The following is a 26,297-nucleotide window of genomic DNA, read 5'->3' as shown; positions in this document are numbered from 1 at the left end:
TGGACAACACGCTGCCTTATCCATTCACACCTATGATTCCCTTTAATCGCTCATCGCTGCGTGGTCGTGAGCTGGAATACATCTTCCAGACCATCACCATCGGCCAGATCGCAGGAGATCAGACCTTTTCCAAGAAGTGCCACGCACTGCTCGAAGCTGAACTAGGTGTGAAAAAAGCGCTTGTGACTACTTCCTGCACTCATGCGCTGGAAATGGCCGCCATCCTTCTAGAGATCAAGGAAGGCGACGAAGTCATTGTGCCTTCGTTCACCTTTGTCTCGACGCCGAACGCCTTTGTGATGCGTGGAGCGAAAATCGTCTTCTGCGATGTCCGGCCTGATACATTGAACATGGATGAGTCCAAGCTTGAGGCACTCATCACGCCACGCACAAAAGCCATCGTTCCCGTGCATTACGCAGGTGTAGGCTGCGAGATGGATGAAATCATGAGGATTGCAAACCAACACGGTATTCCCGTCGTTGAAGACAATGCACACGGTCTCTTCGGTAAATACAAAGGCCGCTGGCTTGGCACCTTTGGCTGCATGGCGACCCAAAGCTTCCACGAGACCAAAAACATCACCTGTGGCGAAGGTGGCGCACTTCTCATCAACGACGCCAAATTCGCCGAACGCGCCGAAATCATCCGCGAGAAAGGCACCAACCGCGCCCGCTTCTTCCGTGGCCAGGTGGACAAATACTCCTGGGTCGATGTCGGCAGTAGCTACGTGATGAGCGACGTGCTAGCCGCATTCCTCTATGCTCAGCTCGAAGTCTGGCCGCAAATTCAAAAGCGCCGCCAACAGATCTGGGAGCGTTATCAGATAGAACTGGCCGATTGGTGCGCTGGCAACGGCATCCGCCAGCCCGTGGTGCCTGCCGAGTGCGAGCAGGCCTGGCACATGTACTACCTGTTGTTGCCAAGTCTGGAGGCCCGCATGGCCCTAATCGCTCATCTCAAGGCCAGAAACATCATCGCCGTTTTCCACTACCTGCCGCTGCACATCTCCGAGTTCGGCTCCCGCTTCGGCGGCAGAGCAGGGGACTGCCCCGTCACCGAAGACCTCAGCGACCGCCTGCTGCGTCTGCCGTTCTTTAATTCCATAACCGATGCGCAGCAAGGCGAGGTTATCGCCGCCATGAAAGGGGTAATTATATGAGCGGTTTGTTTGTCCAAAGATCGCCGAGTACCTCTAAATACATCGTTTTCTTTGTTCTGATGGCGTTGATCTGCGGCTATCAGATCGTGCGTGCTTTGGCTGACTATCCGATTTGGGATGGAGATGCGGCTGGTTTTTGGCCGCATGTCAAGTCATACGCTGAGACCGGCCGGTTCAATAATCTGGTTTTCGCACCGTTTTTAGAATGGCAGACTGGTTACGCTCATGCTGAGAACACTTATTCTCATGGGTTTCTCACGCCTATGCTGCTGGCTATGCTATCTGGCGGGGACTACCATCGTCTGCACTTGGTTCTTGCACTCATGCATGTGGTTTCGACGGCCTTTCTGCTGCTCGCAGTAAATCGCGTGCTACCAAAAGATGTTCCTGCCTGGTGCAATTGTTTGATGCAGATTCTAGTGGCATCGTTCTTCAACTGGTCCTGCTACGATCCAAGCCGACCCGAGAGCGTGACCTGCGCTCCAATATGTTTGTTTCTGTGGTTAGCGTTGGGCTGCCGGATCACATATTGGACACTTTTTTTCCTAGGGGTTGGCTGTGCCTTAGTATTCTGGTTCAATCCTGTTCCTGGAGTGCTTCTAGCTGCAATGATCAGCTTTTTATTGGCCTCAGGTAAGGAGGCTTGCTCGTTGAAGTGGCTTCGGGTAACTGCTTTTTCCGTAACAATAGCGTGTGCAGCGTCAATTGTATTTGTCACCTTGTATCCTGGGGAGTGGGTGGGTTTTATACAGGGTTTCTATCAGGTGGGAAGGTTCAACTTGACCATCAGTGAGTTGACTTACTTTGCCGCATGGTTTGTGAGGAAGGTTGAGTATCCGCTACTGTTATTGCCTCTTGTTGCTTGTGGTGTACTGTTGGCGGATCGAGCCCAGCGAAATGTGAGGGCTGGCGTTGATGCATTTCTCTCGAGTCTGGCGGGCATTCTATTCTTGCTGCTATGCTGGAGGCTAGGCGTAAGGGCACCGTTTCGAAGCTATGTTTTCCTGCCTTTACTGCCGGTTATGATGGTCATGCTGATGCCCTTCGCTTCTTCGGCACTAAAGCCTGCAAACGACAAACGTTTAGCTTGGTTGGCTGCAATAGCCATCATCCTTACGGGAGTGGCAAACGGGGCAATGATAGCAACCGATCTGGTTCGCTTTACCTCATATCTTTCTCACGGGGTTCCGTTGCATACGACGCGAGGCTGGATGGCTTCGGTAAGAGAAAAGGCTCCTGAAGCAAAGATCGGCTTTACTGGTGCCTTATTTCCATGCGCAGAGCATGACGCCAATGCGGCATTGTTTCAGCCAGAGGCACCGCGTAGCGAGGATTTTCTGTTTGTTCAGCAGGTGAATACAGGCCGTCTAGTTCCTCCTGAATTGGAGGGCTATCGTCTGATTGAACACAACTTCGTTACCCATGTGCCGCACTTCATTTTGCAGGTGGGGCGAATTACTCCTGGTTATTCAGCAGCTCTTTACGAGCGGGTGCGTCCTTTTTGATATACGGCTAACATAGGTGTTTGGAAATATCATCTAGTCTAAAATGAACAAAAGCGCGTTCTTGTCCTCTTCGGGACCCGCCCTGAAGTCATTAAACTGGCTCCCGTCATCCATCATCTGCGCAGCCGCCCAGAGGAGTTTGAGTGCATCGCCTGCTCCACCGGCCAGCATCGTGAGATGCTCGATCAGGCGCTGGCGGTGTTTCGCATGAAGGCGGACATGGACCTCAACCTCATGACGCCAGGCCAGACGCTCGCCGGTTTGACCAGCCTTCTTTTCAAAGCCATCGACAAGGCCATTGAGGACACCCAGCCGGATGAGATCATCGTGCAGGGCGATACGACGAGCGCCTTCGTCGGCGGCATGTGCGGTTTCTACCGCCGCATCCCGGTAGGTCATGTTGAGGCGGGGCTGCGCACTGGTAATATCTGGGCACCGTTCCCGGAGGAGGTGAACCGCTGCATCGTGGGCCGCATCGCCACGCATCACTTTGCGCCGACGGTGCGCTCAAAGCAGAATTTGCTCCGCGAGGGCATTGCGGAGTCGCAGGTGACTGTGACGGGCAACACGGTGGTGGACGCGCTGCATTGGATGCAGTCGCACGACGCCTTGCAGGCGACGGACGAGATTCCCGCCGATGTCGTCAGCGCCATGGATGGGCGTCGCGTGATCCTCGTCACCAGTCATCGGCGTGAATCCTTCGGCGGTGGCCTGGAGAATACCTTCCGCTCCATCGTCCGGCTCGCGGATGAGTTTCCTGACACGCTTTTTTGTGTATCCGGTGCATTTGAATCCGAATGTTCAGGCACCAGCGAGAGCCATCCTGGCCGATCATTCGCGCATCCGCCTGCTGCCTCCAGTGTCCTACTCCGCCCTGCTCTGGCTGATGTCGAAGGCCTTCATCATCCTGAGTGATTCTGGAGGTATCCAGGAGGAGGCACCGAGCTTTTCAAAGCCGCTCCTCGTCCTGCGAGACACCACTGAGCGCCCGGAGGCCATTGATGCCGGTTGCGCCATCCTCGTCGGCACCGATGAGGAGAAGATCCACACGAACGCCCGCCGCCTGCTTTCGGATCCAGCCGCTTATGCCGCCATGGCTGGGAAATCGAATCCCTTTGGCGATGGCACCGCATCACGCCAGATTGCGGACATCATCCTGGGGGCTTGAGACGGCTACTTCAGCAGTTCATTGAGATGCGGATTCTTCGTCCACGATTCGAAAGCGCCCTGTCCCGCCAGGGGCGGCTCCGCCCAGTAGGACCGGATGTGCATCTCGTAGCCTGCCTTGGCGAGATGCCAGTCGATGGGGCAGTCGAACGGAGGCCGACCAAAACGGGATGCCAGCAAGCGCTGAGCAAACGATGGAGCCACGAAATAGGCCTCCGTGCATCGCGAGGTGCCGCCGCCAGCTCCCCACCACGGCTTCCAACCGCGAAAGTAAACGCGTTTGCCGGGGCGGCGACGCCACCACGGCACATGCAGTTCGCAGCCCTCGCCAATGAAGAGCAGTTCCCAGTCCTCCGGCAGTTCGGAGAGACAGCGCTGCATTCTGGCGATCAAATGCGGCTTAGCGAGAAGGTCATCCTCGATCACGAGATGCCAGCGGTACGGTTCGTTGGCGATGCGTTGATAAACGGCGAGGTGCTTCAGGATCAACGAGACGGACGACGCGGCGATTTTGTCTGGTGCCCCCCATTCACCTTGGTGAAAAGCCTCCAGCAAGGCTTCGCGGTCGTGATCGAGCATCCAGCTCACGGGGAAGCGGTCGAGACCGTTTTCGCGGATCAGTTTTTCCATGTGTGCCCGGCGTTCCGTAAAGGGCGTGTAATGCACCACATGAAGGCGAAAGTTTTCCGGAGTGAGGATGACAGGTGGACGCGCCATGAGCGGCCAGTTTTCCCCGCAAAGACGCGTCCGTGCAACCGCGAAGACGCCTGTCCGGTATTCCAAAGGCATCCAAGAATGATTTCATGGCACTGGCTCTCACAGAATCGCCACCGTGTGTTCCGATGGGGGAAGATCTTTGGAGGTCTCGCGCTGACGCAACTGCTCGTGCAGGTGGTCAATGCCGTGGCGGGCTTCCTGCTCGTGCGCACGCTGCCCAAGCCGGATTACGCCTGGTTCACCATCGCCAGCGGCATGAGTGCGGTGCTTTCAATCCTTTCGGATTCGGGCATCGGCAGCGCAGTGACCTCCATCGGCGGCACGGTGTGGAAGGACAAGGCCTCGCTCAAGGCGCTCGTCATGGCGGCGATGCGGCTGCGGATGCAGATGGCGGCCTTGGCGTCCTTTCTCGTAGCGGGTATTTCGCTATGGCTGCTGCGCCGGAACGGTGCGGAATGGGGGGCGAGCGTGATACTCACGCTGCTGGTGCTCTCGCCCGTCTGGTGTCTTTCCACCTCCGCGGTGCTGAGCGTGGTCAACCGCCTGCATTCCCGCACTCGCGAATTACAGATCGCAGATGCCTATCCCGCACTGCTGCGTGTGGTGCTGACTTTGGCGCTGCTTGGAGCGGGCAGGCTATCACCCGTGACGGCGCTGCTGGCCGTTCTGGCCGGGCATGCCTTCCAGTTGACCATCGTCCGGCGGCAGGTGCTGCCCTTGCTCGGCGAAGCTCCCGTGGAGGAAGGGCAACTAACCGCCCACAAGCGGGCGATCCACGGCTTCATGCGCCAGTTAATGCCGAACTGCATCTTTCTCTGCGTCCAGGGCCAGCTTTCTACTTGGCTAATCAGTTTGTTTGCCACCAGCAGCGAGGTGGCGGACCTCGGGGCGCTCAGCCGCATTGCCATTCTGTTCGCGGTCATTGGCGGGCCAGTGACGCAATTTGTCGCGCCTACCTTTGCCCGTGCTTCGGACAAAAAGCGCCTCTGGGGCATCGCGGGCGGGCTCCTCGTTGGTTCCACGCTTTTTTCTGTCGTCATGGTGCTCGTCGCTTGGCTAAAGGGAGGTTGGTTTTTGTGGCTGCTCGGCTCCAAATATGGCCACTTGCGCCACGAACTCGTTCTGATGCTTCTGGGCATGTGCATTGCCAATACCTCCAGCCTCGCTTGGTCGCTCAATGTGGTGCGTGGTTGGATCAGGCTGGCTTGGCTAAACATTCCGCTCACACTCGGTGCCCAGGTTGTCGGCGCGATCGTTTTCGATCTCAGCACCGTCGCCGGTCTGGCGAAATTTGTGATTGTTAGTACGGTAGTGCAGTGCTGCCATGCGCTCACGACCTGCTTGGTGGGACTCTCCAAGCGCTTGCCTCCTGAGTCTGCCGAAAGCCCGGGCTAAAATTTTCCAATCTGCTTTTTTCATGCCCGCAACGTCTCCTGCTATCGAGTCTCCATCGTTCTCCCAGAAGGTGATCTTCAAACTTCGCGCTTTGAGGGACAAGCATCTCCTGAAAGTGCCACCGAGGGCGTTGGAGCCGTTTGTGACCCATCTGCCCGTGCTGCTGGGAGTGGGGCATCTCGTTCAGGCTCGGCGCATTTTGGAGTTTGGAAGCGGGAACCACAGTTCACTGGCCTTTTTGGACCGGGAATGCTTCCCGCATGTCGAGCATGTAGATTCCTTTGAGAACGATCCCGAATGGGGGGCTAGCATCGCGGCCAAGGCTGCGCACGATTCCCGTTTTCGAATGCATCTTCTGGACGGCGCGGTGGCAAAGGCGGTGGATGATGTGGATATTGAGTCTTACGACATGATCTTCATTGACGATTCCGTCACCTCCGCTGAGCGCAGCGCGACAATCCGCGCCGTGGTCGCTCGTGCGCCAACTCGTGCGGTGGTCTTGGTGCATGATTTTGAGCAGCCGCCCTACCGGCATGCGCTGCGGGGGATGAAGCACATCATGCGGATGACGGCGCTGAACCCCAATACTGGGGTCGGTTGGAACTCGGAGGTTCTGCAAATGCGTTCGGTGAAGAGGCTGAATAAAATGCTGCGGCAGTTGGGTGAATGTGATTCATTGCCGCCCGCCGCGCAGATCTCGCTGATGATCCGGCAAACCCTGAGCTAGTCATCAATCCATCCAACCATTCTGATTCCAACTACCCAACCATGAAACTGCTCGTCACCGGTTCTTCAGGCCTCATTGGTTCAGAGGTTGTCTCTTATTTCAGTGATCTTGGCTGGCAGGTTCACGGGGTGGACAACAACATGCGGGCGGACTTCTTCGGCCCCCAAGGAGACACCCGTTGGAACCAGGCCAGGTTGCTGGAGAAGTTCCCGTTATTCAAGCATCATGAGCTCGACATCCGTGACCGTCGCACGGTGCTCACCTGCCTGGAGCAGCTCAAGCCTGACCTAGTGGTTCACACAGCGGCCCAACCCAGCCATGATCTGGCGGCATCACGGCCCTTCGATGACTTCGACACCAATGCGGTTGGCACGCTGAACATGCTGGAGGCCACTAGGCTTCACGCACCCGAGGCGGTGTTTGTCCACATGAGCACCAACAAGGTGTATGGTGACCGCCCCAACACCATTCGTCTCAAGGAACTGGAGACACGCTGGGACTATGATGATCCCGTCTATGAAAATGGCATCACCGAGGAGTTTTCCATCGATCAGAGTAAGCACAGCCTCTTTGGAGCTTCCAAGGTGGCCTCAGATATTTTAGTTCAGGAGTACGGGCGTTACTTTAGCATGAAGTGTTGTGCCCTTCGGGGAGGCTGTCTGACTGGCCCGAATCACAGCGGGGTCGAGTTGCACGGCTTCCTGAGCTACCTGATCAAGTGCAATCTGGTTGGTCGGCAGTACAAGGTCTTCGGCTACAAGGGCAAGCAGGTCCGTGACAACATCCACAGCTTCGACGTCGTTCGATTCATGCATGAGTTCTACCTGAGCCCCCGCTGTGGCGAGGTCTATAACATTGGCGGCGGGCGGGAGAACAGCGTCTCGATTCTGGAGGCTTTTGATCGAATTTCAGCAATTTCGGGCAAGCCAATGAGCTGGGAATATGTGGATAAAAATCGTGAAGGAGATCACATTTGCTACATCAGCGACCTGTCGAAGATCAAGACGCACTACCCTCGTTGGAATCTTACAAAAAACCTAGATCAAGTGTTTGGTGAGATTTGCCAAGCTTCAAAAGGATCGTGATGTTTCATGGTGGGCTCCGGCGCTTTTAAAATGAGACAAGTCTTGTTACCATCTCACGAGTCATACGTTCTGCCGACAGTGAAAATGCTGGTTCGGGCGTTGGAGCGACGCGGTATTCCTTGTTCTGACAGTCCTTTGCGTCACAAGCCGCTTCGGGCCCTGGCCAAAATTGCCGGTTTGTGTGGTCTTCAGAAGCTGCCTTGGTCGGCGAGCAAGGAACCGTTTTTTTTCCACTTAAACCACGTCTGGCCAACAGCGTTTTTTCCCTATGTGATCACAAACCCAATGGTCACCTTCTCTTTCGACTGCTGGCCTTATCTGTACGACGGCTGGCAGCGTTTGTTCCTGAAGAACCAGCCTCGGATAGCCTTTGTCTCTGCAAAATCGTCTGTGATCGAGATGCGGCGACGTGTGCCCGGGGTCGAGTTTCGGTGGCTCCCAGAAGCTCTTGATCCAGCGGGATTTAATGGAGCGAAGCCATTGGCCGAGCGAGATATCGATGTTCTGGAGATTGGACGCTCGTATCCAGCCTATCATCACCTCATCCGCGGGCCTCTCGAATCGGCCGGCTTTCATCACGATCATCCCGGAACTCGCGCGAATGAGATGATCTCATATGAGGATGCGGTCAGGGCCTACGCGAACGCCAAGGTTGTTGTGTGCTTTCCGAAATCCATCACGGCTCCTGAGCAGGCTGGAGGCGTGGAGACGACGACCTTCCGATACTTTGAGTGCATGTTCTCCAAGGCCTTGATGATCGGTCACTGTCCTTCCGAGTTGATCGACATCATGGGCTATAATCCAGTGATTGAGGTGGACATGAGCAGGCCGCATGAGCAACTGATCGGCGATGTTCTGGGCAGTATTGAAATGTTCCAATCTTTGGTTGAGCGTAACTATGACACAGTTATCTCCAGGTGGACCGTGGATCATCAGGCCTCAATCATCTCCAGCGCTATGCTGGAAATCGCCGGTGGGATAAGCTTCGACTACAAAAACCATTTCACATCCATATGATTGCTTCGATTATCCATAGTATTGCCAAGTCGCTTGCCTTGAAATTTTGCCCGGATGTCTGGCGCAAACTCACTCTGTGGAAGTCCGAACGCGCTGAGCGGCCCTTTTGGATGGAACGGGCGAAATTGCTTCAATTGTGCCCTGATAATTCTCGGATAAACAGGGTTCCTGATGCCGGGAAGATCATTGATGGTCTTCAGATAATGCATAACGGCATAAAGGTTCTTGCGAAAAGCTATTACGGGAAAGGAGGGGGTAGTTGGCTTTCATCAAACGGGGGGTGTCATGAGCCACAAGAGGAAGCGGTGTTCGATGCCGTCGTGAATTCTCTGCCTGCCGGCTCGATGATGATCGAGTTGGGCGCTTATTGGGGCTTCTATTCTCTTTGGTTCTCCAAGGTGGTTCCATCCTCCAAAGTGTTTCTTGTTGAACCCATGTTGGAAAACTTGCAGATGGGCAGAGAAAACTTCGAGATCAATAGGATGAGCGCTGACTTTACTCGGGCGTTTGTGGGGCGTGAGCAATCTGTTGGCGCTGACGGAGTCGAGATTATCAGCGTCGACGGGTATGTTGCCAAAAAGAATCTGAAACACATCGCTATCCTGCATTCCGATATTCAAGGGTATGAGCTGGAGATGCTCGAAGGAGCAAGGGCCTTCTATCAGCCAAGGGGGTGGATTATGTGTTTATCTCCACCCATAGCATGGAGCTGCATTACAAATGCCGCGACTTCTTGGATCAGTTCGGCTACAAGATACTTGTCAGTGTCGACACAGAACAGACCTATTCATTTGATGGAATTCTGGTTGCCTGTAGTCCTGAGATCACCCCCCCAAATTTTGTGCATCCTTCCATCAAAGGAGAATCAAGCAAACCAGCCCTCTAAGTTAACCATGCCTGTCACTGCTCCCAAAATTGTCGTCGTCGGAACCGGTTATGTCGGCCTGCCAGCCGCCCTCATGTGGGCGCGTGCGGGGCTTAGTGTCGTCGGTGTGGATATCAATGAGAACGTCGTCCGCGCTATCAATGAGCGCACGATGACCATCAAGGAGGAGGAACTGCACGAGCTGATGAAGCACCCGGTGGTACAGGAAAATCTGAGTGCCAGCACCTCGCCCTGTGAAGGGGATGTCTTCGTCGTCGCCGTTCCCACACCGGTCGATCATGCGCGAAAAACGGCTGATCTGGCCTTTGTGGAATCGGCAGTCGAGTCCTTCTGCCCGTTTTTGAAAAAGGGGAATCTCGTCATCATCGAGAGCACCATTCCGCCGCGGACCTGCCGGGATGTGGTGAAGCCGATAATTGAAAAAAGCACGGGCTTGAAGGTCCCTGAGGACATCCAACTGGCCCATTGCCCCGAGCGCATCCTGCCGGGTGACATCTTCCGCGAGATCGTGGAGAACGACCGCCTCATCGGCGGCATGGACGAGGCGTCCACCCAGGCTGCGGCTGATGTTTATGCCACTTTTGTCAAAGGGGCGCTCCATCACACCGATGACATCTCCGCCGAACTCTCGAAGCTCATGGAGAACACCTATCGGGATGTGAACATCGCGCTGGCGAACGAGCTGGCCGCCATTTGTGAAAATTTGGGAGCTGACCCGCGTCAGGTGATTGGTTTCGCCAACAAGCACCCGCGTGTGAAGATCCTGAATCCAGGCATCGGCGTGGGCGGCCACTGTATCCCGGTGGACCCGTGGTTCCTGCGCGAGATCGCCCCTTACGATTCGCGCCTCATCAGCACTGCTCGTCTCATCAATGACGAGATGCCCCTTCGTGTGGCCGGGAAGATCCGCCGAGCGGTGCGTGACATCCCGCAGCCGCGCATCGTGCTCGTGGGAGCCACTTATAAGCGTGACTGGGAAGATCAGCGTGAAAGCCCCGCGCCTGAAGTGGCCGCGCAGCTTGAGCGTGACGGTTACGATTTCGTGCATCTCGATCCGCTGGTGCCCGGCAAGGAATACAGCACGCTCGCCGAAGCGGCGAAGGGGGCCGATCTCATCGCTGTGCTCGTTCCTCACACACGCGTCGTCGAGGAGCTTCGTTCGCAGGACAAGGCCATCCGCGCGGCGATGCGCACGCCGCGCATCGAGTTTTATGAGAAGTAATCCTTTTCAGTTCCTATCAGTTCCACCCACCCAACCCAGATCATGAGTCAAAACATCCTCGTCACCGGCGGCACTGGCGCAGTCGGCACCTTCCTTGTCAAAGAACTCCGCTCCCGTGGTCACAATGTCTTCGTGGCCGATATGAAGCACCACAACGATCCGAACTACGCCCGGTGCGACGTCGGCGAGTTCCGCCAGGTGGAGAACCTGTGGCGCGGCGGCGGCTGGAGTCATGGCTATTGCAACAAGCCCCGCTCCTTTGATGTCGTCTATCACCTCGCGGCCGAGTTTGGCCGCTGGAACGGGGAGGACTACTACGAGCAGGTCTGGCGCAGCAATGCCGTGGGCACCAAGAACATCCTGCGCATGCAGGAGCGTGAAGGCTTCAAGGCGGTGTACTTCTCCTCCTCCGAGGTGTATGGTGACTTTGAAGGCGTGATGAGCGAGGACGTGATGGACAAGCACGAGATCCGCCAGATGAACGACTATGCCCTCTCCAAGTGGGTGAACGAGCAGCAGGTCATGAACAGCGCTACCCAGTTCAACACTCAAAGCGTGCGTGTGCGCCTCTTCAACACCTACGGTCCCGGCGAGCCTTACAGCAAGTACCGCTCTGTCATCTGCCTCTTCTGCTACCGTCTGCTGCATGACATGCCGATCACCGTCTATCGCGGCTACAAGCGCACCAGCACCTACATCAGCGACATGGCCCGCACCCTGTCGAACATCAGCTCCAATTTCAAAGCTGGTGAGGTTTACAACATCGGTGGAGAGGACTTCCATGACATCGAGGAGGCCGCGGCGCTGGTTCTGAAGCACACGGGGCGTGAAAGCCGTCGGGCTGAACTCGTGAGCGTGAAGGACGAGGAGGTGCTCACCACCCGCGTGAAGCGCGTGGACTGCTCCAAGGCCAAACGCGATCTCGACTTGAAGACCACCGTGACTCTCGACGAAGGCATCAAGAACACCGTCGAGTGGATGCGTGATTTTTACCGATTGAAGTAATCTGAGGGCTCCCCTCTTGGCTGGATCGGGCTTCGTCTGGCCTGTATCGTAACGGAATGGTATGAGTCATAAGAAAGTGCTATTCATCCAGCCCTTCAGCGTGGGGGCAGTGGGAGGTGGTCCACAGATTCTGAAATCTGTGGTCAAAGACGCACCATGCGAAGTAACAAGCATCTGCACGGCGTTTTGTGAAAGGCTTCCCGAGCAGTCGCTGTGCCCGGAGTATTTGGTTCCGCTCAGGCCTCGCTTGGGTCGTTTAGACCGGACGAGGTTTGCCCATCTGGGAGGATATATGGAAGCCGCTTTTGTTCCCTTCTTCACAAGGCGTTTAAGTCGGCAGGTTCACTCACTTAGTCCTGATGCGGTCCATCTGGTTCCGCATTCATGGGGGGACTTTGTTGTCGCCCACCGCTTGGCCGTGAAGATGGGGGTTCCAGTTCATGTGAGCGTGCATGATGATCTTGGTTACACAGCGGCACGCCACCCCATGAAAAAGCGCATGATGAGGGAGCTCGGAGCATTGTGGCGTGGGGCTGCAACGCGGTTTGTTATCTGTGAAGAAATGGGCCAGGAGTACAACCAGCGCTACGGGTTCCGGCCCTATTTAATTCATACCGACGGTGTGAGTGAAGCTGCTGCGACCGCATACTTGCCGCCTGCGAAAGATATTCGTGTATATTTCATGGGCATGATGAATCAACCCTATGTCGCTAATGTTCGGGTTTTGGAGCAAGCGCTTGAGATTGTCCGGTCCACCGGACGCTTCAATCCATCCCTGACCTTGCGGACGCAGGGGTTGGCATCCGGGCACCCGTTGACAACCATCTTGCCATTCGCCTCGAAGGAAGTTGTGGAACGAGAAATGGCGGATCAACATCTTTTGTATCTCCCTCTGCCATTTGGCAAAGAGTTCCGGGCATTGGGGCAGCTCGGATTTTCGACCAAGATGATCAGTTACCTGGCGTCAGGAATGCCAATCATGTACCATGGTCCAGACTACACGGCGGCAGGCAGGTATCTGGAGCGAAACGAGGGTGCGCTGTGCATCCATACGAACGATGCAGCTGCGATGGCTGAGCAGTTGTTGCAGGTGCTCAGCGAACCGATGGAACTTGCACGGCTGGCATCGCGAGGGGTTACACTGGCAAATCGAGATTTTAACTCCCACGCCCTCAAGCAGAGGTTTTGGGGCGCTGTCTTGTCGGACGAGCTGTTGACTCGATCTTCATCAAGCCAATGATGACTTCAACCATTTCCTGTATCATCCCGACTTTCAACCGGCGGCAGGTTTTGGTGCGCACGGTTGAGATGCTGCTGGATCAAACGTCTCCGGCGCGTGACATCGTGGTGGTGGACCAGTCCACGGACATTCCGCCGGATGTAGGGGCGAAGCTGAAAGCCTGGCATGAGGCAGGGCAGATCAAATGGGTGAGGCAGGAGGGCCGAACGCTTCGATGGCGCGGAATCGCGGTGCGTTGGAGTCGGCGGGAGAGGTGATCGTGTTTCTGGATGATGACATCGAGGTGGAGCGGGACTTTGTGGCGTCGTATCAGGCGGCGTTTGCTAATCCCGAGGTTCGAGCGACTTCCGGGCTGGTGCTGGAAGGTGAGCGCGAGACCGTGAGCATGCGTGATCCTCGTGCGGACGATGCGGATTACGGCTGGATGTTCTGCAAAAGGAACTACGACAAGCCTTTCACCGGCTGCTTCGTGATGGCAGGTAACATGGGCGTGCGGCGGGTGGATTTTTTGGCGGTGGGCGGGATGGACGAGCACTTCATGAAGGGGGCTTTCCGTGAGGAGGCGGATTTCGCGATGCGCTGGCGCAAAAGCGGCCGCGTGGTGCATTACCGACCGGATTTGAAGCTCTACCACCTCGGCGGAGCCGGCGTGGCGTATGGTGGCGCACGGCATTGGACGCAGAAGACCATCTGGATGGGCTGGCATCACTACTTCGGTTCGTGGTATTTCCTGATCAATCACTGCACTTGGCGGTCACTGCCCCATTTGCTGGCAGTGGACCTCCGCTCCGCCGGAGTCAACAAGCGCAACCTGCGCAAGCCGTGGGTGATTCCTTTTCATCTGTGCCGCTGGCTTTCGGCGCTGCCTGCGGCGGTGCTGGCCCGGCTGGAGGGACCGCGCCTGATCCAGCGCCATCTGGATGGAGAGGCCCCCTCTTGATGAAGGTGGCCTATTTTCTCTCCCACCCGATCCAGTATCAGACACCGATGCTGCGGGAGTTTGTGGCGGCAGGTCTGGATGTGGTCACGGTCTATGGGGATGTCTCCACGGCGGGCGCTTACTTTGATCGAGATTACCAGCAGGTCATTTCTTGGGAGAAGCCACTTCTGGAAGGCTATCCCCACGAGGTTCTGGAGGCACCGACCTGGGAAAACTGGCCCTGGGCATGGAAAAAAGTGGCGGAGGTGTGGCTGAAGCGCTGCCGACCGAATGTGGTGTGGGTGCATGGTTGGGGAACAGCCTTCGCTTTGGGCGCACTGATGGCGGCGCATGCCTGCGGGGTGCCGATTCTACTGCGCGGGGAGACGCATCTGCGTTGTCTGAAGCCCGGCATTTTGTGGCACTGGCTGCACCGTGCCGTGCTCTCGCGTGTGTTCACGCAGGTGGATCAGTTTCTGGCGATTGGATCGGCGAATCGCGAGTTCTATCGCAGTTACGGCGTGGCGGAGGATCGCATCTCGCTGGTGCCGTATGTGACGGACAACGAGCACTTTCAGCGTGCCTGCCTAGCCGCTGCGGCGGGACGCGAGGAGTTTCGCCGCTCGCTTGGCCTTGAGCAGGGCCGTCCGGTGTTGCTTTTCATCGGCCGTCTGAGCTGGGAAAAGAATCTCCCGACTCTCTTTGAGGCGATGCGGCTGCTTCAGCAGGAACTGCCGCAGGAATCTCGCCCCATCTTGCTCATCGGCGGGGAGGGACCGTTCTCGAAAGAGATCCGTGCGTTGGCGGCGGAGCGGGCAGGGGAGGATGTGCGCTTCCTCGGCTTCACGCAGCAGTCCCGGCTTCCTGCTTTGTTCGATGTGAGCGATGCGCTGGTTCTCCCATCCAGCATCGAGCCGTGGGGCATGGTGGTGAACGAGGCGATGAATGCGGGCCTGCCGTTGATCTTGAGTGATCGAGTTGGCTCATGGGATGATCTGCTACGTCACGGCGAGAATGGCGTGGTGTTTGAAACTATGAACCCGCGTTCCCTGGCGGATGCGATCCGCCGTGTGACGGGTGATCCTGCTTTCGCGGAACGGGCAGGTCGAGCAAGCCTGCGCTGTGTGAATCAGTGGGGTCCCGCCTTTGCGGCACAAGGCCTGCGGGAGGCTCTGGAGAAGGTGGATCAAAGGCGCGGCGGCGTGAATGCCTCGGTATGGTCTGCACCGGCACGCCGCTCCGGTATCGAACTGGCCTACATCGGGGTGCATGAGGTGTTCCAGCTCGCCATCGCGGCGCAGGAGATGGGTGAGCTTCGCGGGTTGCAATGCTCGGTCATTGATGGGCCTGGTAAACTCGGACGATTGGCCTCGCGCTTCATACGGCTGCCCTCCGCTCATCCTCTAGGCTGCGAGATTTTGCCGCCGGAAAAAACCATCGAACTGTCGCTGCCGCTGGCTTCCCTGCGGCTGGCAGGCTGGGCTCGTGGTGCCAAGGTGGACCCGACACGCTTTCATTCTTTTTTCGAGCATCTGGCGGCCCGCAGGCTAGCTCATTCGGACGCAGGCATCGTCGTGGGAGCGGAGACCTGCTCCCGCAGTTGGTTTGAGGCGGCGAAACGACGCGGCATGAAGTGCGTGCTGGATGCCCATGGCATTCCCGCACCCTTTTTGGATGCGGCGAGAAGGCGTGGCGCGGAGGAATTTGGCCTCCCGGTTCAGCAGCCCTGTGACAGTCCTGAAATGACCTGGCATAAGCAGCAGGAACGAAATCTGGCCGATGTGATCCTGCTCTGCTCCGAGATGCAGAAGGAGGCTTATGCCAGCATCGGCGAGGATGTCTCCCGCATGCGCCCGGTGCCGCTGTGGCTGGATACGAGCTTCTGGTTTGAATCAAAACCGCGTCCTCCAGCCGTACTGCCTCTGCGGATAATGTTTGCGGGCACGGCCACGCTGGCGAAGGGTATTCCGTATCTTTTGAAGGCGCTGGAGCAGACGGGTGATGCGGTGCATCTCTCCATCGTGGGGCCGTTGGCCGGTGAAATCCGCCATCTGGCGGAGCCGGTTCAAAAATGGCTCACCGTGCTGCCCTACAAATCCCGTGAGGAACTGCGGGATTTTTACGCCACGCAGCATCTGCTGGTGCTGCCTTCACTGGGAGATTCCTTCGGCTTTGTGGCCCTGGAGGCGATGGCCTGCGGCCTACCGGTGATTTTGACGAATCACTGTGGAGCTCCCGTGCCGCATCCTTCGTGGCGGGTGCCGACGCATGATGCGCAAGCGCTGGCGGACCGCCTCATGTGGTATGCTGCCGATGCTGCCCGCGTGGATGAGGATAGCCGCATAGCGCGTGCCTTTGCCGCGCAGTTTCCGCCTTCCGAATACCGCCGGAAGGTGCGGGAGATTTATGAGGAGCTACTGGCTGCCTGAGCCTGCACCTATAACTATGCGCATCTTGATACGCACACGTCCTTTTTACCCGAGCATCGGCGGCTTGGAGGCTGTGATGCAGATGCTGGCGGAGGAATTCGCCCGCGCCGGGCATGCGGTGACGGTGGTGACGGCCTCACGGAATGACAAACCCGATGCATTTCCTTTCCAGGTGCTCCGCCAGCCATCCCTGGGCCGGCTTTTAGAGGCGCATCGTGAGGCGGATGTGGTGATTTTTGGCAACATCAGCCTGTGGTGGTTTTTAACGCTGTGTCTCTGCCCGCGACCTTGGGTAGCCACGCATCACGGCTGGTATTTTGACACGGGAAAGCCGGTGAAGTGGATGGACCGCCTCAAGGTGGCGCTCACAGGCCTGGCCAACGCGAATGTTTCCGTCAGCGCGGCGGTGAACCGCTTTCTCGGCCATCCCGGCATCGTCATTCCCAATCCCTTCGACCACGAAACCTTCCGCCTGATGCCCGACGTGTCGCGTGATCGAGATCTCTTCCTGGGGCGGTTGGTGTCCGACAAAGGTGCGGACGTGCTCGTCGAGGCATTGGCCTTGCTGAAGCACAAAGGTCTTCGTCCTAGCTTGACCATGATCGGGAGCGGCCCCGAACTCGAACATTTGCAAAAACAAGCTGCCAGCCTTGGCGTGGAAGATCAGATCGACTTCACCGGCCCTCTGCGTGGCGAGGAACTGGCTCGCTCGCTCAATGCCCATCGTATCATGGTGATTCCTTCCCGATGTTCAGAAGGCTTCGGTCTTGTGGTGATTGAGGAATCGCGTGTGGTTGTGTCCCAATTGCTTTTTCTAGAGGTGGATTACCCGAGGCCGTTGGCGAGTGCGGACTGGTCTGCAATTCAGTAGAGACTGAAGGATTGGCCGATGGAATAGAATTGCTCATGCGAGATTCTGATCTCTTGCTGAACTTCCAAGAGCATGCAGCAAAACACCTGAGCCGATTTCACAAAAAAGAATTCGCCCAAGCATATTTATCATTGATCCAAAATTTGGTGAAATAGACTCATCACACATGCAAATACAACCGACCACACTTGTTAAACTACTTCGTGTCTTGCTGCCACGCTCGTTTCGAAATGCTGTTCGCAGGCCTCAAATCACATTGCGAAGACTTGTTGATAAAGCCCGGCATTCTATGGGGGTAATATCAGACGTGGAGGTCATGAAGGGATGGAAGGTTCGGTGTCACCCAATTTGTCGTTCCGAGTTTTCCGTTTTTCAAAATGACCCAGAACAAGCGGCAGAAATGAAATGCTTTGCCGATCACGCGACACGAAACATGCAGTTTTTGGATGTCGGGACCCATTGGGGAGTTTTCACACTCGCCGCTATTCATTACGGTGGAAAAGGGGTTCGCGTTGTTGGAATTGAGGCTTCAAGTGATGCGGTGGCTGTGTACAAAGAAAACTTACAATTAAATAATGTGGTAAGCCAGGTTGATATAATTAACGCAGCCTGTGGTGAGTCAGTTGGCGAGCTTAAAATGCTAACCACTGGAGCCGGCGGTGCAGATTATTTGGTCGTGCCTGCGGGTGAGCGTTTTGACACGGTTACAGTCCCCCAGGTTACAATTGATTCTACCGTGGTAAGTGCAGGGTTTAAGCCCACTCACGTTAAAATAGATGTCGAAGGTTTTGAAGAGGAGGTTCTCCGCGGGGCATTCCAAACACTGCGAAACTTCAAGCCAACAGTGTTTCTCGAACTGCATGGATTGCTGATAAATAATCGCGGAAAGAGACCGCAAAACGTGCTTGGACTGTTGCGCGAAGCCGGCTACAGCAAGTGGCTGAATCTCGACAACCAAGTCATAACCACAGAGGAACTGGAGGCTTGTGGTTACAACGCTAGGTTTATTGCGATCAATCCAGTCGGCTGAGTGTAGCACGATGCCCCGCATCCTTCTTTCCCATGTCACCGGCAACGTCAACAGCAGGCAGGCTGCCTGGAGTCTGGCGGAGCACGGCTGGCTGGAGGCCTTTCATACCACGCTGGCCTGGAAACCTCCGCCCACGCTGGAGAAGATGCTCCCGCGTGGTCTTCGTGAAACACTTTCTAAGCGGCGGCTTCCTCCAATGGTGGCCGGCCGCGTGTGTAGCCATCCTTTATGGGAGGTGCTCCGATTGATGTGCCGTACGCTGGGCAAGGGAAACTGGCTGGGCATGGACCAGGTGGCGGAGCGATTCGATCAAGCCGTGGCGGAGGATTTGAGCCGCCGCTCGGGTGTAACGGCAGTTTACGCCTACATGGACACGGCTCGCATCACCTTTGAAGCAGCTCGGGCGAGGGGTGTGAAGACGATCTACGAACTCCCCACACCTTACTGGCGGGCTACCCGCGAGATCATCGAACGCGAAAAATGGCGCTACCCAGACTGGGCGGTCACCTTGCCTGAAATGAACCCAGACTCACCGAAAATGCGCTCGCGTGATGCCGAACTAGCTCTGGCGGATGTGGTGATCGTTCCCAGTGCCTTCGTGCGGGATAGTCTGGCCCTCGCGCCTCAACCGCCGCGTGACATTCGTGTGGTGCCCTACGGCTGTCCGGAGCCGGATGTGGCAGCCGCTCACCGGCACGACGCAACCAAACCGCTCAAGCTTCTCTATGTGGGAACTCTGGGGCAGGGAAAGGGGTTGGCGGATCTCGATGCCAGCCTGCGGCTTCTCAAGTTTCCGGTCGATCTAACTCTCATCGGCAGCCCTCAGGATGGAACATACTGTGCGGCTCTGAATTCCATGCTGAGCCGCCACCGCTGGCTCTCTGGGCTTTCACGCGAGCAGGTGATGGCTGAGATGCGCAAGCATGACCTGCTGGTGCTGCCCACGCACTACGAAGGCATGGCCTTGGTGATCGGTGAGGCACTTTCATGCGGGCTGCCAGTGATCACGACCACCAAAGCAGGGGCGGAGCCTTTGATCGAATCTCAGAACAGTGGTTTTATCCTGCCCGAAGGTGACATCAAGGCGCTGGCTTCCCAAATTGGGGTTTTGCACAATCAACGGGATATGATAGCATCATCCAGTCGAAGCGCCTTGGTCACTGCCAAAGAAAACAGCTGGGGTCTCTACCGCAACCAGTTCAGCCGCATCATTTCCATATAGGCTTCCTGAATTCACTCTCATGCTCTCAAGGATCATCAAAGACAGCCTCGGCAGTTTTCCCCGCGTCTATGACTTGGTGAAAGTGAAAATAGAGTGCTCCACACAGAATTCCAACTTCTAAGCGACTTTTTCCGTCTCTGACTTTTATATTATGGGCAAACTAAGTTTAGAAATGATGATCCTGGCTGCGGGTTGCAGCCTCCTTCTTAGCTACATGCTAGCCTCTTTCAGCTGGCGGAGAGCGGTTCATCTCGCTTTCATCATGGCTCTGTTTGAAGGTGCGATTCGCAAATGGCTGCTGCCTGCTGCCTCGGAACTCGTCTATTTCGGTAAGGACATCATTCTCTTCGGGGCTTACCTGAAATTCTACTTCAATCCGGATTTTGATCTGAAGGGGTATTATTTAAAGACACCGGCGATGCTGGTGTCTTCAGCCTGCTTGATGCTGATCATGGTCGGGGCGCTGAATCCAAACATTGGTTCGATGGTGCTGGCTGTGTATGGAGTGAAAATCTATCTGTGGTATGTGCCCCTGGCCTTCATGATGCCGTATCTTTTTCATGCGAGACAGGAACTGACCCGGGTACTATTCTGGTATTGCATGATCTCCATCCCGATCTGCCTTCTGGGCGCGGCACAGTTCTTTGCAGGACCGAGTTCCCCTCTGAACTGCTATGTGCAAACTGCCATGATGGACAGCGGGCAGGTCGCGACTTTTGGAACTGGGTCTGAGCGAGCCCGAATCACCGGCACCTTCTCTTTCATCACGGGACACACCACATTTGTGATCCTTTTCTTTGGCCTGACGATGGCTCTCACCGGGATCACGGACAAGAGGAAATGGATACTGCTGCTGGTCAACCTGCCGCTGCTGGCTGCCAACGCGCTTATGTCGGGGTCGCGAGGGGCGGTTTACGGTGATTTTGTTCACCCTCATCTTTGTGGCCATGACCACCATCACCCGCGTGGGGAAAACCGAGAAAGGAGGAAGTGGTGCGCTGGGCTATCTTCTCGCAGGTATCGCGGTCGTAGCCTTGGTGGCGAATATTTTCTTCAAAGATGCGCTCAACGAATTTGAAGGCAGACGTAGGACGGCCAACGACACGACTGCCTCCCGTCTTTACACTCCTCTCTGGTCGATCCAGCAGGCTTCCAAAGACGCCGGCCTGGCAGGGTATGGCATCGGGATGTCTCACCCAGGGGTGGAGGCAATGCGAAATCGACTCAAGATCCCAAAGCCCAAGTCGAGATGTCCGGTCTATGACTCGGAGACAGGTCAGGTGCTGGCGGAACTGGGCTGGGCTGGATTCTTGACGTGGTATACCCTGCGGATTTGGATCTTCTGGTCCACCTGGCTAGCCTACAAGCGTGCGGCCCCTTCGGTATTAAAGGCCTTGTTCCTCGCCTGCTTCTGTTTCCAAGGAATTCATCTCACTGCTGGGGTTGTCCTGAACCACTTTGCCAACATGCTTGTTTTCGCCGCCTGGGGACTGTGCATGATCCCCAATCTCGTACGAATCGGTCGGCCGGGCGGGCAGCCGATTTCTCGACGAATGCCGGCCCCCCACGCGCGGGTCTCAGCCTGAGCCCTGGGGCTTCACGCCACCATCGTGGGGGGGCTCCTTGTTCCCTGTGACTGTCATTCCACTCACGGTCATCATTCCTGCGCACCGTCGGGTGCGGAAGCTGCTTCATACCCTGGAAGTGGTATTTGGCTGCTCCCCGGTTCCTGACGAGGTGGTGGTACATATTGATGGGGGCTGCCAGGAAGTCATGAATGAGGTTTCGGGTTTGTTTCCGCAGGTGAAGCTCCTGGCGAGCGCGTCTTTGTTGGGACCTGGAGGATCTAGGGACCGCATGATTCGGGTGGCAAAGCACGAGTGGGTGGTGACCTTTGATGATGACTCGTTTCCGGAGAGTCCCGGTTTCTTCGCCCGTGTGATGGCCGACATCGAAAAGTTTCCTGAGGCAGCAGTGCTGAGCTGGGATACCCTATCTGATGAAAAAGCGGCGGCGGGGTTTCATCATATCGCGGTATTCTCGGGCTGCGGGAGTGTGTTTAACCGCCCGTGGTATCTGCGGACGAAAGGTTTTGTGTCGCGGGTGGTGGCTTACGGGTTCGAGGAAGTGGATGTGAGCCTTCAATTGCACTGCCTTGGGGGGCGGGTGATTTATGATCCTTGCCTTCGCGTGGTTCACGATCATCCGATGCCGGAAACGCTGCCTCGGCAAATCGTGGCCGGGGCTATCTTGAACGCTTTTTTGTTCCCGCTGTGCCGATATCCCCTTCTTTTGCTGCCTTGGGCCGCCTTGACTGGGCTGCGCTACGCCATCCGAGTGCTGCTCAAGGGGGAAGCAGGTGCAGTGTGGCTAGCGTTGCGCCAGCTACCCGCAGAGGTTTGGAACATTTTGCGACTCAGGACACCGCTGCCTTTGACGGGGGTGCTTGGCTGGCTGAAACTGCGCCGTCACCCGCAGGCACTTGGCTTGAAGACTGACTTGCCGAGATGAAATCTGCCCCAACCGCCTCCAGACTGCCTGAAACACCTCCTTCGAAGCGGTGGCGTTCCTTGCTTGCCCGCCTCATTTATCCCTATGGAGCAGTGCGCCGGGTGCTTTTCGGCCCTGCTGCGGGCACGAGATTTCATGTGGCTCCCGGTATGGGGCTGATGTACGCGCTAGGGGCAGATCATCGTCGTGCACTGTCCTTGCTTTCAGACCATCTGCCAGAAGGTGGTGTCTTTTATGACATCGGTGCCAATCAGGGGCAGTTTTCGATCGGGCTTGCTCCAAGGGTCGGAAGCAAGGGAATGGTCCTGGCGGTGGAGCCTCTTCCCGAAAACCAATGCGCCTTGGCCGCAAATCTGGCACTGGGAGACTACCCGCAAGTACAAATGGTCAAGGCGGCCATCAGCGCCTCAGGCGGACTACGAAGCTTCTCTTTCGACACCACGCGCGCCACCATGGGTACCTTTGCCGAGTCTGCGGTGAAGCTCGATTGTGGATCATCCGCTAGTTTGACCGTTGAAACGATGCCCCTGGATGAACTGGCAGCTAGTCATGGAAGAATGCCAAACTGCATCAAAATTGATGTGGAAGGAGCTGCGGACGAGGTGCTCGCCGGGGCCTCTGGAGTCCTTGAAGCTGCACGCCCTTTTCTAATGGTGGAACTGCATATCTCCGACCAACATGACCGTGAAAGGCGAGTCTTGATGAGTCTTGCCGAAAGGCTCGATTACTCGATTTCGATGTTTGACGGCCTACCTGTCAGTGCGGCACGGCCTCCCGGAGAGTACCAAGCATGGTGCGTCCCCCTTCACCGATGAAAAAGCTACTTATCCTTCGTAACCAATCAATATCCACCCAACCATGAAGCGTGCGCTCATCACGGGCATCACCGGGCAAGACGGCTCCTATCTAACAGAGTATCTGCTCGGTCTGGGCTACGAGGTGCATGGTCTGATGAGGCAGACCGGCTTGGAGCAGATCAAAGGCAGCACCCAATTCGGTGCACCAGAGGATCTCTACGAGCGCTGTGTGCTCCACCCCATCAGCCTGGATAACTTTCCGGGCCTTTACCGGCTTGTGTCACGCTGGCGGTTTGACGAGTGCTATCATCTGGCGGCAGCCTCTTTCGTGGGAGAAACGCTGGCGGATGGTTATCAAACCATTCAAACTAACATCGCTGGAACTCATTATCTGCTGGCTGCGCTGTGTGAATTTCAAAAGTCATGCCGGTTTTATTTCGCGGGCACCAGCGAGATGTTTGGCAGGCCTGGCACGGCTCCACAAAAGGAGGACACACCTTTCATGCCGCGCAGCGCCTACGGGATCAGCAAACTGGCTGCCTATCATCTGGTGCGGAACTACCGCGAAACTCAGGGGATGTTCTGTTGTTCCGGCATCCTCTACAACCACGAAAGCCCCCGGCGTAGACCCAAGTTGTGACCCGCAAGATCACCATGGCCGCCGCCCGCATCGCTCACGGACGCCAAGATCGTTTGGAGTTAGGAAATCTGGACGCCAGACGTGACTGGGGCTGGACGCAACAGATTATGTGCGGGCCATGCATGCCATGCTCACCCATGCTTCCCCGGACGATTATGTGGTAGCGACTGGCGAGCTGCACAGCGTCAGAGAGATTTGTGAAATTGCATTTGAGCGGGCTGGACTCGACTGGAAGAAGTATGTGGTGGTGAATCCGATGTTCCAGCGCCTCGAAGAGCCAGTTCCGCTTCAAGGGGATAGCTCAAAAATTCATCGTGTGATCGGATGGAAACAAGAGACGCAATTCGCTGATATGATCTCGGCGATGGTGGACGCGGATATGACACGCATTTGATATTACATGCATAAACCACTGAGAACCATTCATGTCTGGGCTCCAGGCATTCGGGAAGGAACCGGGGGCATTCAGGCGTTCTGCCGTACCCTCGTGATGGCGCTGAAGCAGGGGTTTCCTGACTGCGACCTTCATGTGCTCCTGAAAAATGATGACGTGGATTCAACAGATCCGTTGATGGATATGGGCGTGCGCTTCTCCTCTGTGGCCGCTGTGCCCATCTTTTTGCGTACTGCGGCATTCGCGGCGAAAGGCTTCGCTATGGGGATTACTGAACGGCCGGTTTGTGTCTTGGGTGCCCATTTGCACTTTCTTCCTGCCATCCAGGCTCTCCGGTCGCTGATTGGCACCAAGTATGCTGGTTTTCTCTATGGCATCGAAGCATGGAACGTGACCTCGAGGCACCGTATCCGCGCCATGTGTGCTGCGGACGCTCTAGCGGCGATTAGTGGATTCACGCGTGATCATGTGGTACGCCATCACGGGGTGGAGCCACGCCTGTGCAAGCTTGTACCCTGCACGTTTGATGTCGAACGTTTTGCCATTGGGGAAAAGCCGAAGGATCTCATGGAGAAGTATGGCTTCAAACCGCATCATCCGGTTTTGTTGACTGTGAGTCGCCTAGCACTCTCCGAACGTTATAAGGGGCATCGGCAGGTTTTTGTGGCGATGAGGCGGATACTGGAACGTCACCCAGATGCTGTTTACGTCGTGGCGGGACAGGGAGATGATCTTGTACGTCTCAAAGACGAGGCTGAGGTGATGGGCTTGGGTGAAAATGTGAAATTCATCGGTCATGTGCCAGTCGCGGAGTTACCGGCCCTTTACCGTATGTGTGACCTATTTGTGATGCCCAGCTCACAAGAGGGCTTTGGGATCGTGTTCTTGGAGGCCATGGCAACTGGAAAGCCTGTCATCGCTGGCAATGTCGATGGCTCCGTGGATGCGTTGGATCATGGTCGTTTAGGCGCTTTGGTTGATCCTAACTATCCCTTGAAGATCGCAGAGACCGCGTGCCAGATATTGGAACGCACTTACCCCAATCCACTCATATTCCAGCCTGAGAGCACTCCGAGAGGCCGTTCGTGAACAGTTTGGGTATGCCCGGGTAAGTCGCCTGTTTGCTGATTTTGTACGTCCACTGGTGGAAAATGGTGTGGACTCGGGAAGTGCTGTTTTTGCCAGCGGGGACGATGTGGCAGCCTCCAGGCAGCCGGAACAGCGCCGGGGATTGCGAATCGCCGTGCTGACGCATCTCACATCCCCGTATCAGGTGGAGTTCTTCAACGCGATCAACGCGTCTGGACTATGCAGTCTAGATGTCGTCTATCTCACCAGCAATGATCGATCCAGGCAATGGGCCAAGCCTGCGCTGTCTCATGCGCACATGATAGTGGATGAGACACCTGAACTGTCGAAAAGTGCTATGGCAGTGCTGATGGCAGCGGATGTCGCAGTCTTTAATTATTACACATCCTTTCGCGTTGAGAGCCATCCGCAAACGCGCTGCAGCTGGAATGCCGTGGGTGTTTTGGGGAGAGCGGCCGGGATTCATGCACCTGGGGCTCATCGGCAGGCTTCAAAGAAGACTCCTGCTATCTCCTTTGCATGCCTGCCCTGCGCCAATCTGGGGTGTGGGCAAGTTCGGTGTGGAAGGCTACCTGAGTGAGTTTGGTCCCGAACATGAGTATTTTGACATTCCCTACTTCTCGGATCTGAGCCGGTTTGTTTGCGAAAAAAGAGAAAAGCCTCAGGGGAAACAATTCTTGTTTTGTGGTGCTATGATCCCGCGCAAGGGAGTGATGGAGCTGGCTCGCGCATTCAGCCGTCTTGCCTCCAGCCACCCGGATGTCCGCCTGGTGCTGGTAGGAGATGGCCCCTTGGTTCCAAAATTGAAGGTTATCCTAGCTGACTGTGCTGGCCAGGTGGAGTGGGCAGGTTTCCAACCCTGGGGAAATTTACCCCAGTTTTACGCGGAGGCGGACATCTTCTGCTTTCCTTCCCACTATGACGGGTGGGGGCTTGCCGCGATCGAGGCGCTTGCCTCCGGCCTGCCAGTTATTTCGACCGATCAGACAGGGGCTGCATTGGAGTTTCTCAAAGAGGGCTCAAATGGTTGGCTGGTGCCGGGTGGCGATGAAGCCGCATTGCTTGCAGCTATGAAGCAAGCCGCGTCTCTGGATAGCTCGCAACTCGACGAAATGAGGCGGGCTGCGCGAGAGTCTGTGACAGATCATTCACTTGAATCGGGAGCTGTACGCTTCATTGAAGCAGCCCAGAGTGCAGTTTCGGCGTGGCGGAAGGCGCTACAATAAGGCGCTGTTTGCAGGTGACATAAATCCTGCTAAATCATTAAAA

21 protein-coding genes and 2 pseudogenes are annotated in these 26,297 nt (G+C 56.3%); 22 read left to right on the top strand and 1 reads right to left on the bottom strand.

Going from position 1 to position 26,297, the window contains the following annotated elements; genetic code table 11:
• Positions 1 to 32 precede the first annotated feature (32 nt).
• The 3 genes and pseudogenes from rffA (at position 33) to wecB (ending at position 3,833) form a co-directional block, all read left to right on the top strand.
• A complete protein-coding gene (gene rffA, locus IPK32_03825) occupies positions 33 to 1,160 on the top strand; it encodes a dTDP-4-amino-4,6-dideoxygalactose transaminase (protein MBK8091133.1) in 1,128 nt (375 codons plus the stop codon).
• Between the two features lie 59 nt (positions 1,161 to 1,219).
• The gene (locus IPK32_03820; protein ID MBK8091132.1) at positions 1,220 to 2,665 is read left to right on the top strand and encodes a hypothetical protein; all 1,446 of its coding nucleotides are present in this window, start codon (positions 1,220 to 1,222) and stop codon (positions 2,663 to 2,665) included.
• A 90-nt stretch (positions 2,666 to 2,755) separates the two neighbouring features.
• Positions 2,756 to 3,833 (top strand): annotated as a pseudogene (wecB, locus tag IPK32_03815) (UDP-N-acetylglucosamine 2-epimerase (non-hydrolyzing)).
• Positions 3,834 to 3,838: 5 nt separating this feature from the next.
• On the opposite strand, the gene IPK32_03810 reads toward wecB, so the two are convergent.
• Positions 3,839 to 4,549, bottom strand: coding sequence for a hypothetical protein (locus IPK32_03810; GenBank protein ID MBK8091131.1), 711 nt, complete (start codon positions 4,547 to 4,549; stop codon positions 3,839 to 3,841).
• A 78-nt stretch (positions 4,550 to 4,627) separates the two neighbouring features.
• On the opposite strand from IPK32_03810, the gene IPK32_03805 reads away from it, so the two are divergent.
• The 19 genes and pseudogenes from IPK32_03805 to IPK32_03715 all read left to right on the top strand — a co-directional run bounded on the left by IPK32_03805 (position 4,628) and on the right by IPK32_03715 (position 26,254).
• On the top strand, positions 4,628 to 5,944 hold the full coding sequence (locus IPK32_03805; GenBank protein ID MBK8091130.1) for a hypothetical protein: 1,317 nt from the start codon (positions 4,628 to 4,630) through the stop codon (positions 5,942 to 5,944).
• 70 nt (positions 5,945 to 6,014) lie between these two features.
• A complete protein-coding gene (locus IPK32_03800) occupies positions 6,015 to 6,671 on the top strand; it encodes a class I SAM-dependent methyltransferase (GenBank protein MBK8091129.1) in 657 nt (218 codons plus the stop codon).
• 41 nt (positions 6,672 to 6,712) lie between these two features.
• On the top strand, positions 6,713 to 7,756 hold the full coding sequence (locus tag IPK32_03795) for an NAD-dependent epimerase/dehydratase family protein (protein MBK8091128.1): 1,044 nt from the start codon (positions 6,713 to 6,715) through the stop codon (positions 7,754 to 7,756).
• A 6-nt stretch (positions 7,757 to 7,762) separates the two neighbouring features.
• Positions 7,763 to 8,773 (top strand): hypothetical protein, encoded by a 1,011-nt coding sequence (locus tag IPK32_03790; protein ID MBK8091127.1) that lies wholly within the window; start codon positions 7,763 to 7,765, stop codon positions 8,771 to 8,773.
• Positions 8,770 to 10,881 carry a nucleotide sugar dehydrogenase gene (locus IPK32_03785; protein MBK8091126.1) on the top strand — a complete coding sequence of 704 codons (2,112 nt, stop codon included), beginning with the start codon at positions 8,770 to 8,772 and terminating at the stop codon, positions 10,879 to 10,881. Before IPK32_03790 ends, IPK32_03785 begins: the two co-directional genes overlap by 4 nt.
• Before the next feature lie 42 nt (positions 10,882 to 10,923).
• Positions 10,924 to 11,886: an NAD(P)-dependent oxidoreductase gene (locus tag IPK32_03780; GenBank protein ID MBK8091125.1), complete on the top strand. Its 963-nt coding sequence runs from the start codon at positions 10,924 to 10,926 to the stop codon at positions 11,884 to 11,886.
• A 61-nt stretch (positions 11,887 to 11,947) separates the two neighbouring features.
• Positions 11,948 to 13,126, top strand: coding sequence for a glycosyltransferase family 4 protein (locus IPK32_03775; protein MBK8091124.1), 1,179 nt, complete (start codon positions 11,948 to 11,950; stop codon positions 13,124 to 13,126).
• Positions 13,123 to 13,383: a glycosyltransferase gene (locus tag IPK32_03770; protein ID MBK8091123.1), complete on the top strand. Its 261-nt coding sequence runs from the start codon at positions 13,123 to 13,125 to the stop codon at positions 13,381 to 13,383. Before IPK32_03775 ends, IPK32_03770 begins: the two co-directional genes overlap by 4 nt.
• Positions 13,341 to 14,066: a glycosyltransferase gene (locus tag IPK32_03765; GenBank protein MBK8091122.1), complete on the top strand. Its 726-nt coding sequence runs from the start codon at positions 13,341 to 13,343 to the stop codon at positions 14,064 to 14,066. Before IPK32_03770 ends, IPK32_03765 begins: the two co-directional genes overlap by 43 nt.
• Positions 14,066 to 16,474: a glycosyltransferase family 4 protein gene (locus IPK32_03760; protein ID MBK8091121.1), complete on the top strand. Its 2,409-nt coding sequence runs from the start codon at positions 14,066 to 14,068 to the stop codon at positions 16,472 to 16,474. Before IPK32_03765 ends, IPK32_03760 begins: the two co-directional genes overlap by 1 nt.
• Positions 16,475 to 16,499: 25 nt before the next feature.
• Entirely contained in the window at positions 16,500 to 17,345 is an 846-nt protein-coding gene (locus IPK32_03755; GenBank protein ID MBK8091120.1) for a glycosyltransferase family 4 protein, read from the top strand.
• A 400-nt stretch (positions 17,346 to 17,745) separates the two neighbouring features.
• Positions 17,746 to 18,375: an FkbM family methyltransferase gene (locus tag IPK32_03750; GenBank protein MBK8091119.1), complete on the top strand. Its 630-nt coding sequence runs from the start codon at positions 17,746 to 17,748 to the stop codon at positions 18,373 to 18,375.
• Positions 18,376 to 18,385: 10 nt separating this feature from the next.
• Positions 18,386 to 19,597, top strand: a complete 1,212-nt coding sequence (locus tag IPK32_03745; protein MBK8091118.1) for a glycosyltransferase family 4 protein — start codon at positions 18,386 to 18,388, stop codon at positions 19,595 to 19,597.
• Positions 19,598 to 19,859: 262 nt separating this feature from the next.
• Complete coding sequence (locus IPK32_03740) at positions 19,860 to 20,675, top strand: hypothetical protein (GenBank protein ID MBK8091117.1); 816 nt, start codon at positions 19,860 to 19,862, stop codon at positions 20,673 to 20,675.
• Between the two features lie 554 nt (positions 20,676 to 21,229).
• Entirely contained in the window at positions 21,230 to 22,108 is an 879-nt protein-coding gene (locus IPK32_03735; GenBank protein MBK8091116.1) for a glycosyltransferase, read from the top strand.
• 59 nt (positions 22,109 to 22,167) lie between these two features.
• The gene (locus IPK32_03730; GenBank protein ID MBK8091115.1) at positions 22,168 to 22,923 is read left to right on the top strand and encodes an FkbM family methyltransferase; all 756 of its coding nucleotides are present in this window, start codon (positions 22,168 to 22,170) and stop codon (positions 22,921 to 22,923) included.
• A gap of 43 nt (positions 22,924 to 22,966) precedes the next feature.
• Positions 22,967 to 23,939 (top strand): annotated as a pseudogene (locus IPK32_03725) (GDP-mannose 4,6-dehydratase).
• 6 nt (positions 23,940 to 23,945) lie between these two features.
• Complete coding sequence (locus IPK32_03720; GenBank protein MBK8091114.1) at positions 23,946 to 25,028, top strand: glycosyltransferase family 4 protein; 1,083 nt, start codon at positions 23,946 to 23,948, stop codon at positions 25,026 to 25,028.
• 395 nt (positions 25,029 to 25,423) lie between these two features.
• Entirely contained in the window at positions 25,424 to 26,254 is an 831-nt protein-coding gene (locus IPK32_03715; protein MBK8091113.1) for a glycosyltransferase family 4 protein, read from the top strand.
• The last annotated feature ends 43 nt before the right edge of the window (positions 26,255 to 26,297 follow it).

This window comes from Verrucomicrobiaceae bacterium (assembly GCA_016713035.1).
Taxonomy (GTDB): domain Bacteria; phylum Verrucomicrobiota; class Verrucomicrobiia; order Verrucomicrobiales; family Verrucomicrobiaceae; genus Prosthecobacter.
This window is presented reverse-complemented; position numbering and strand designations above follow the sequence as displayed.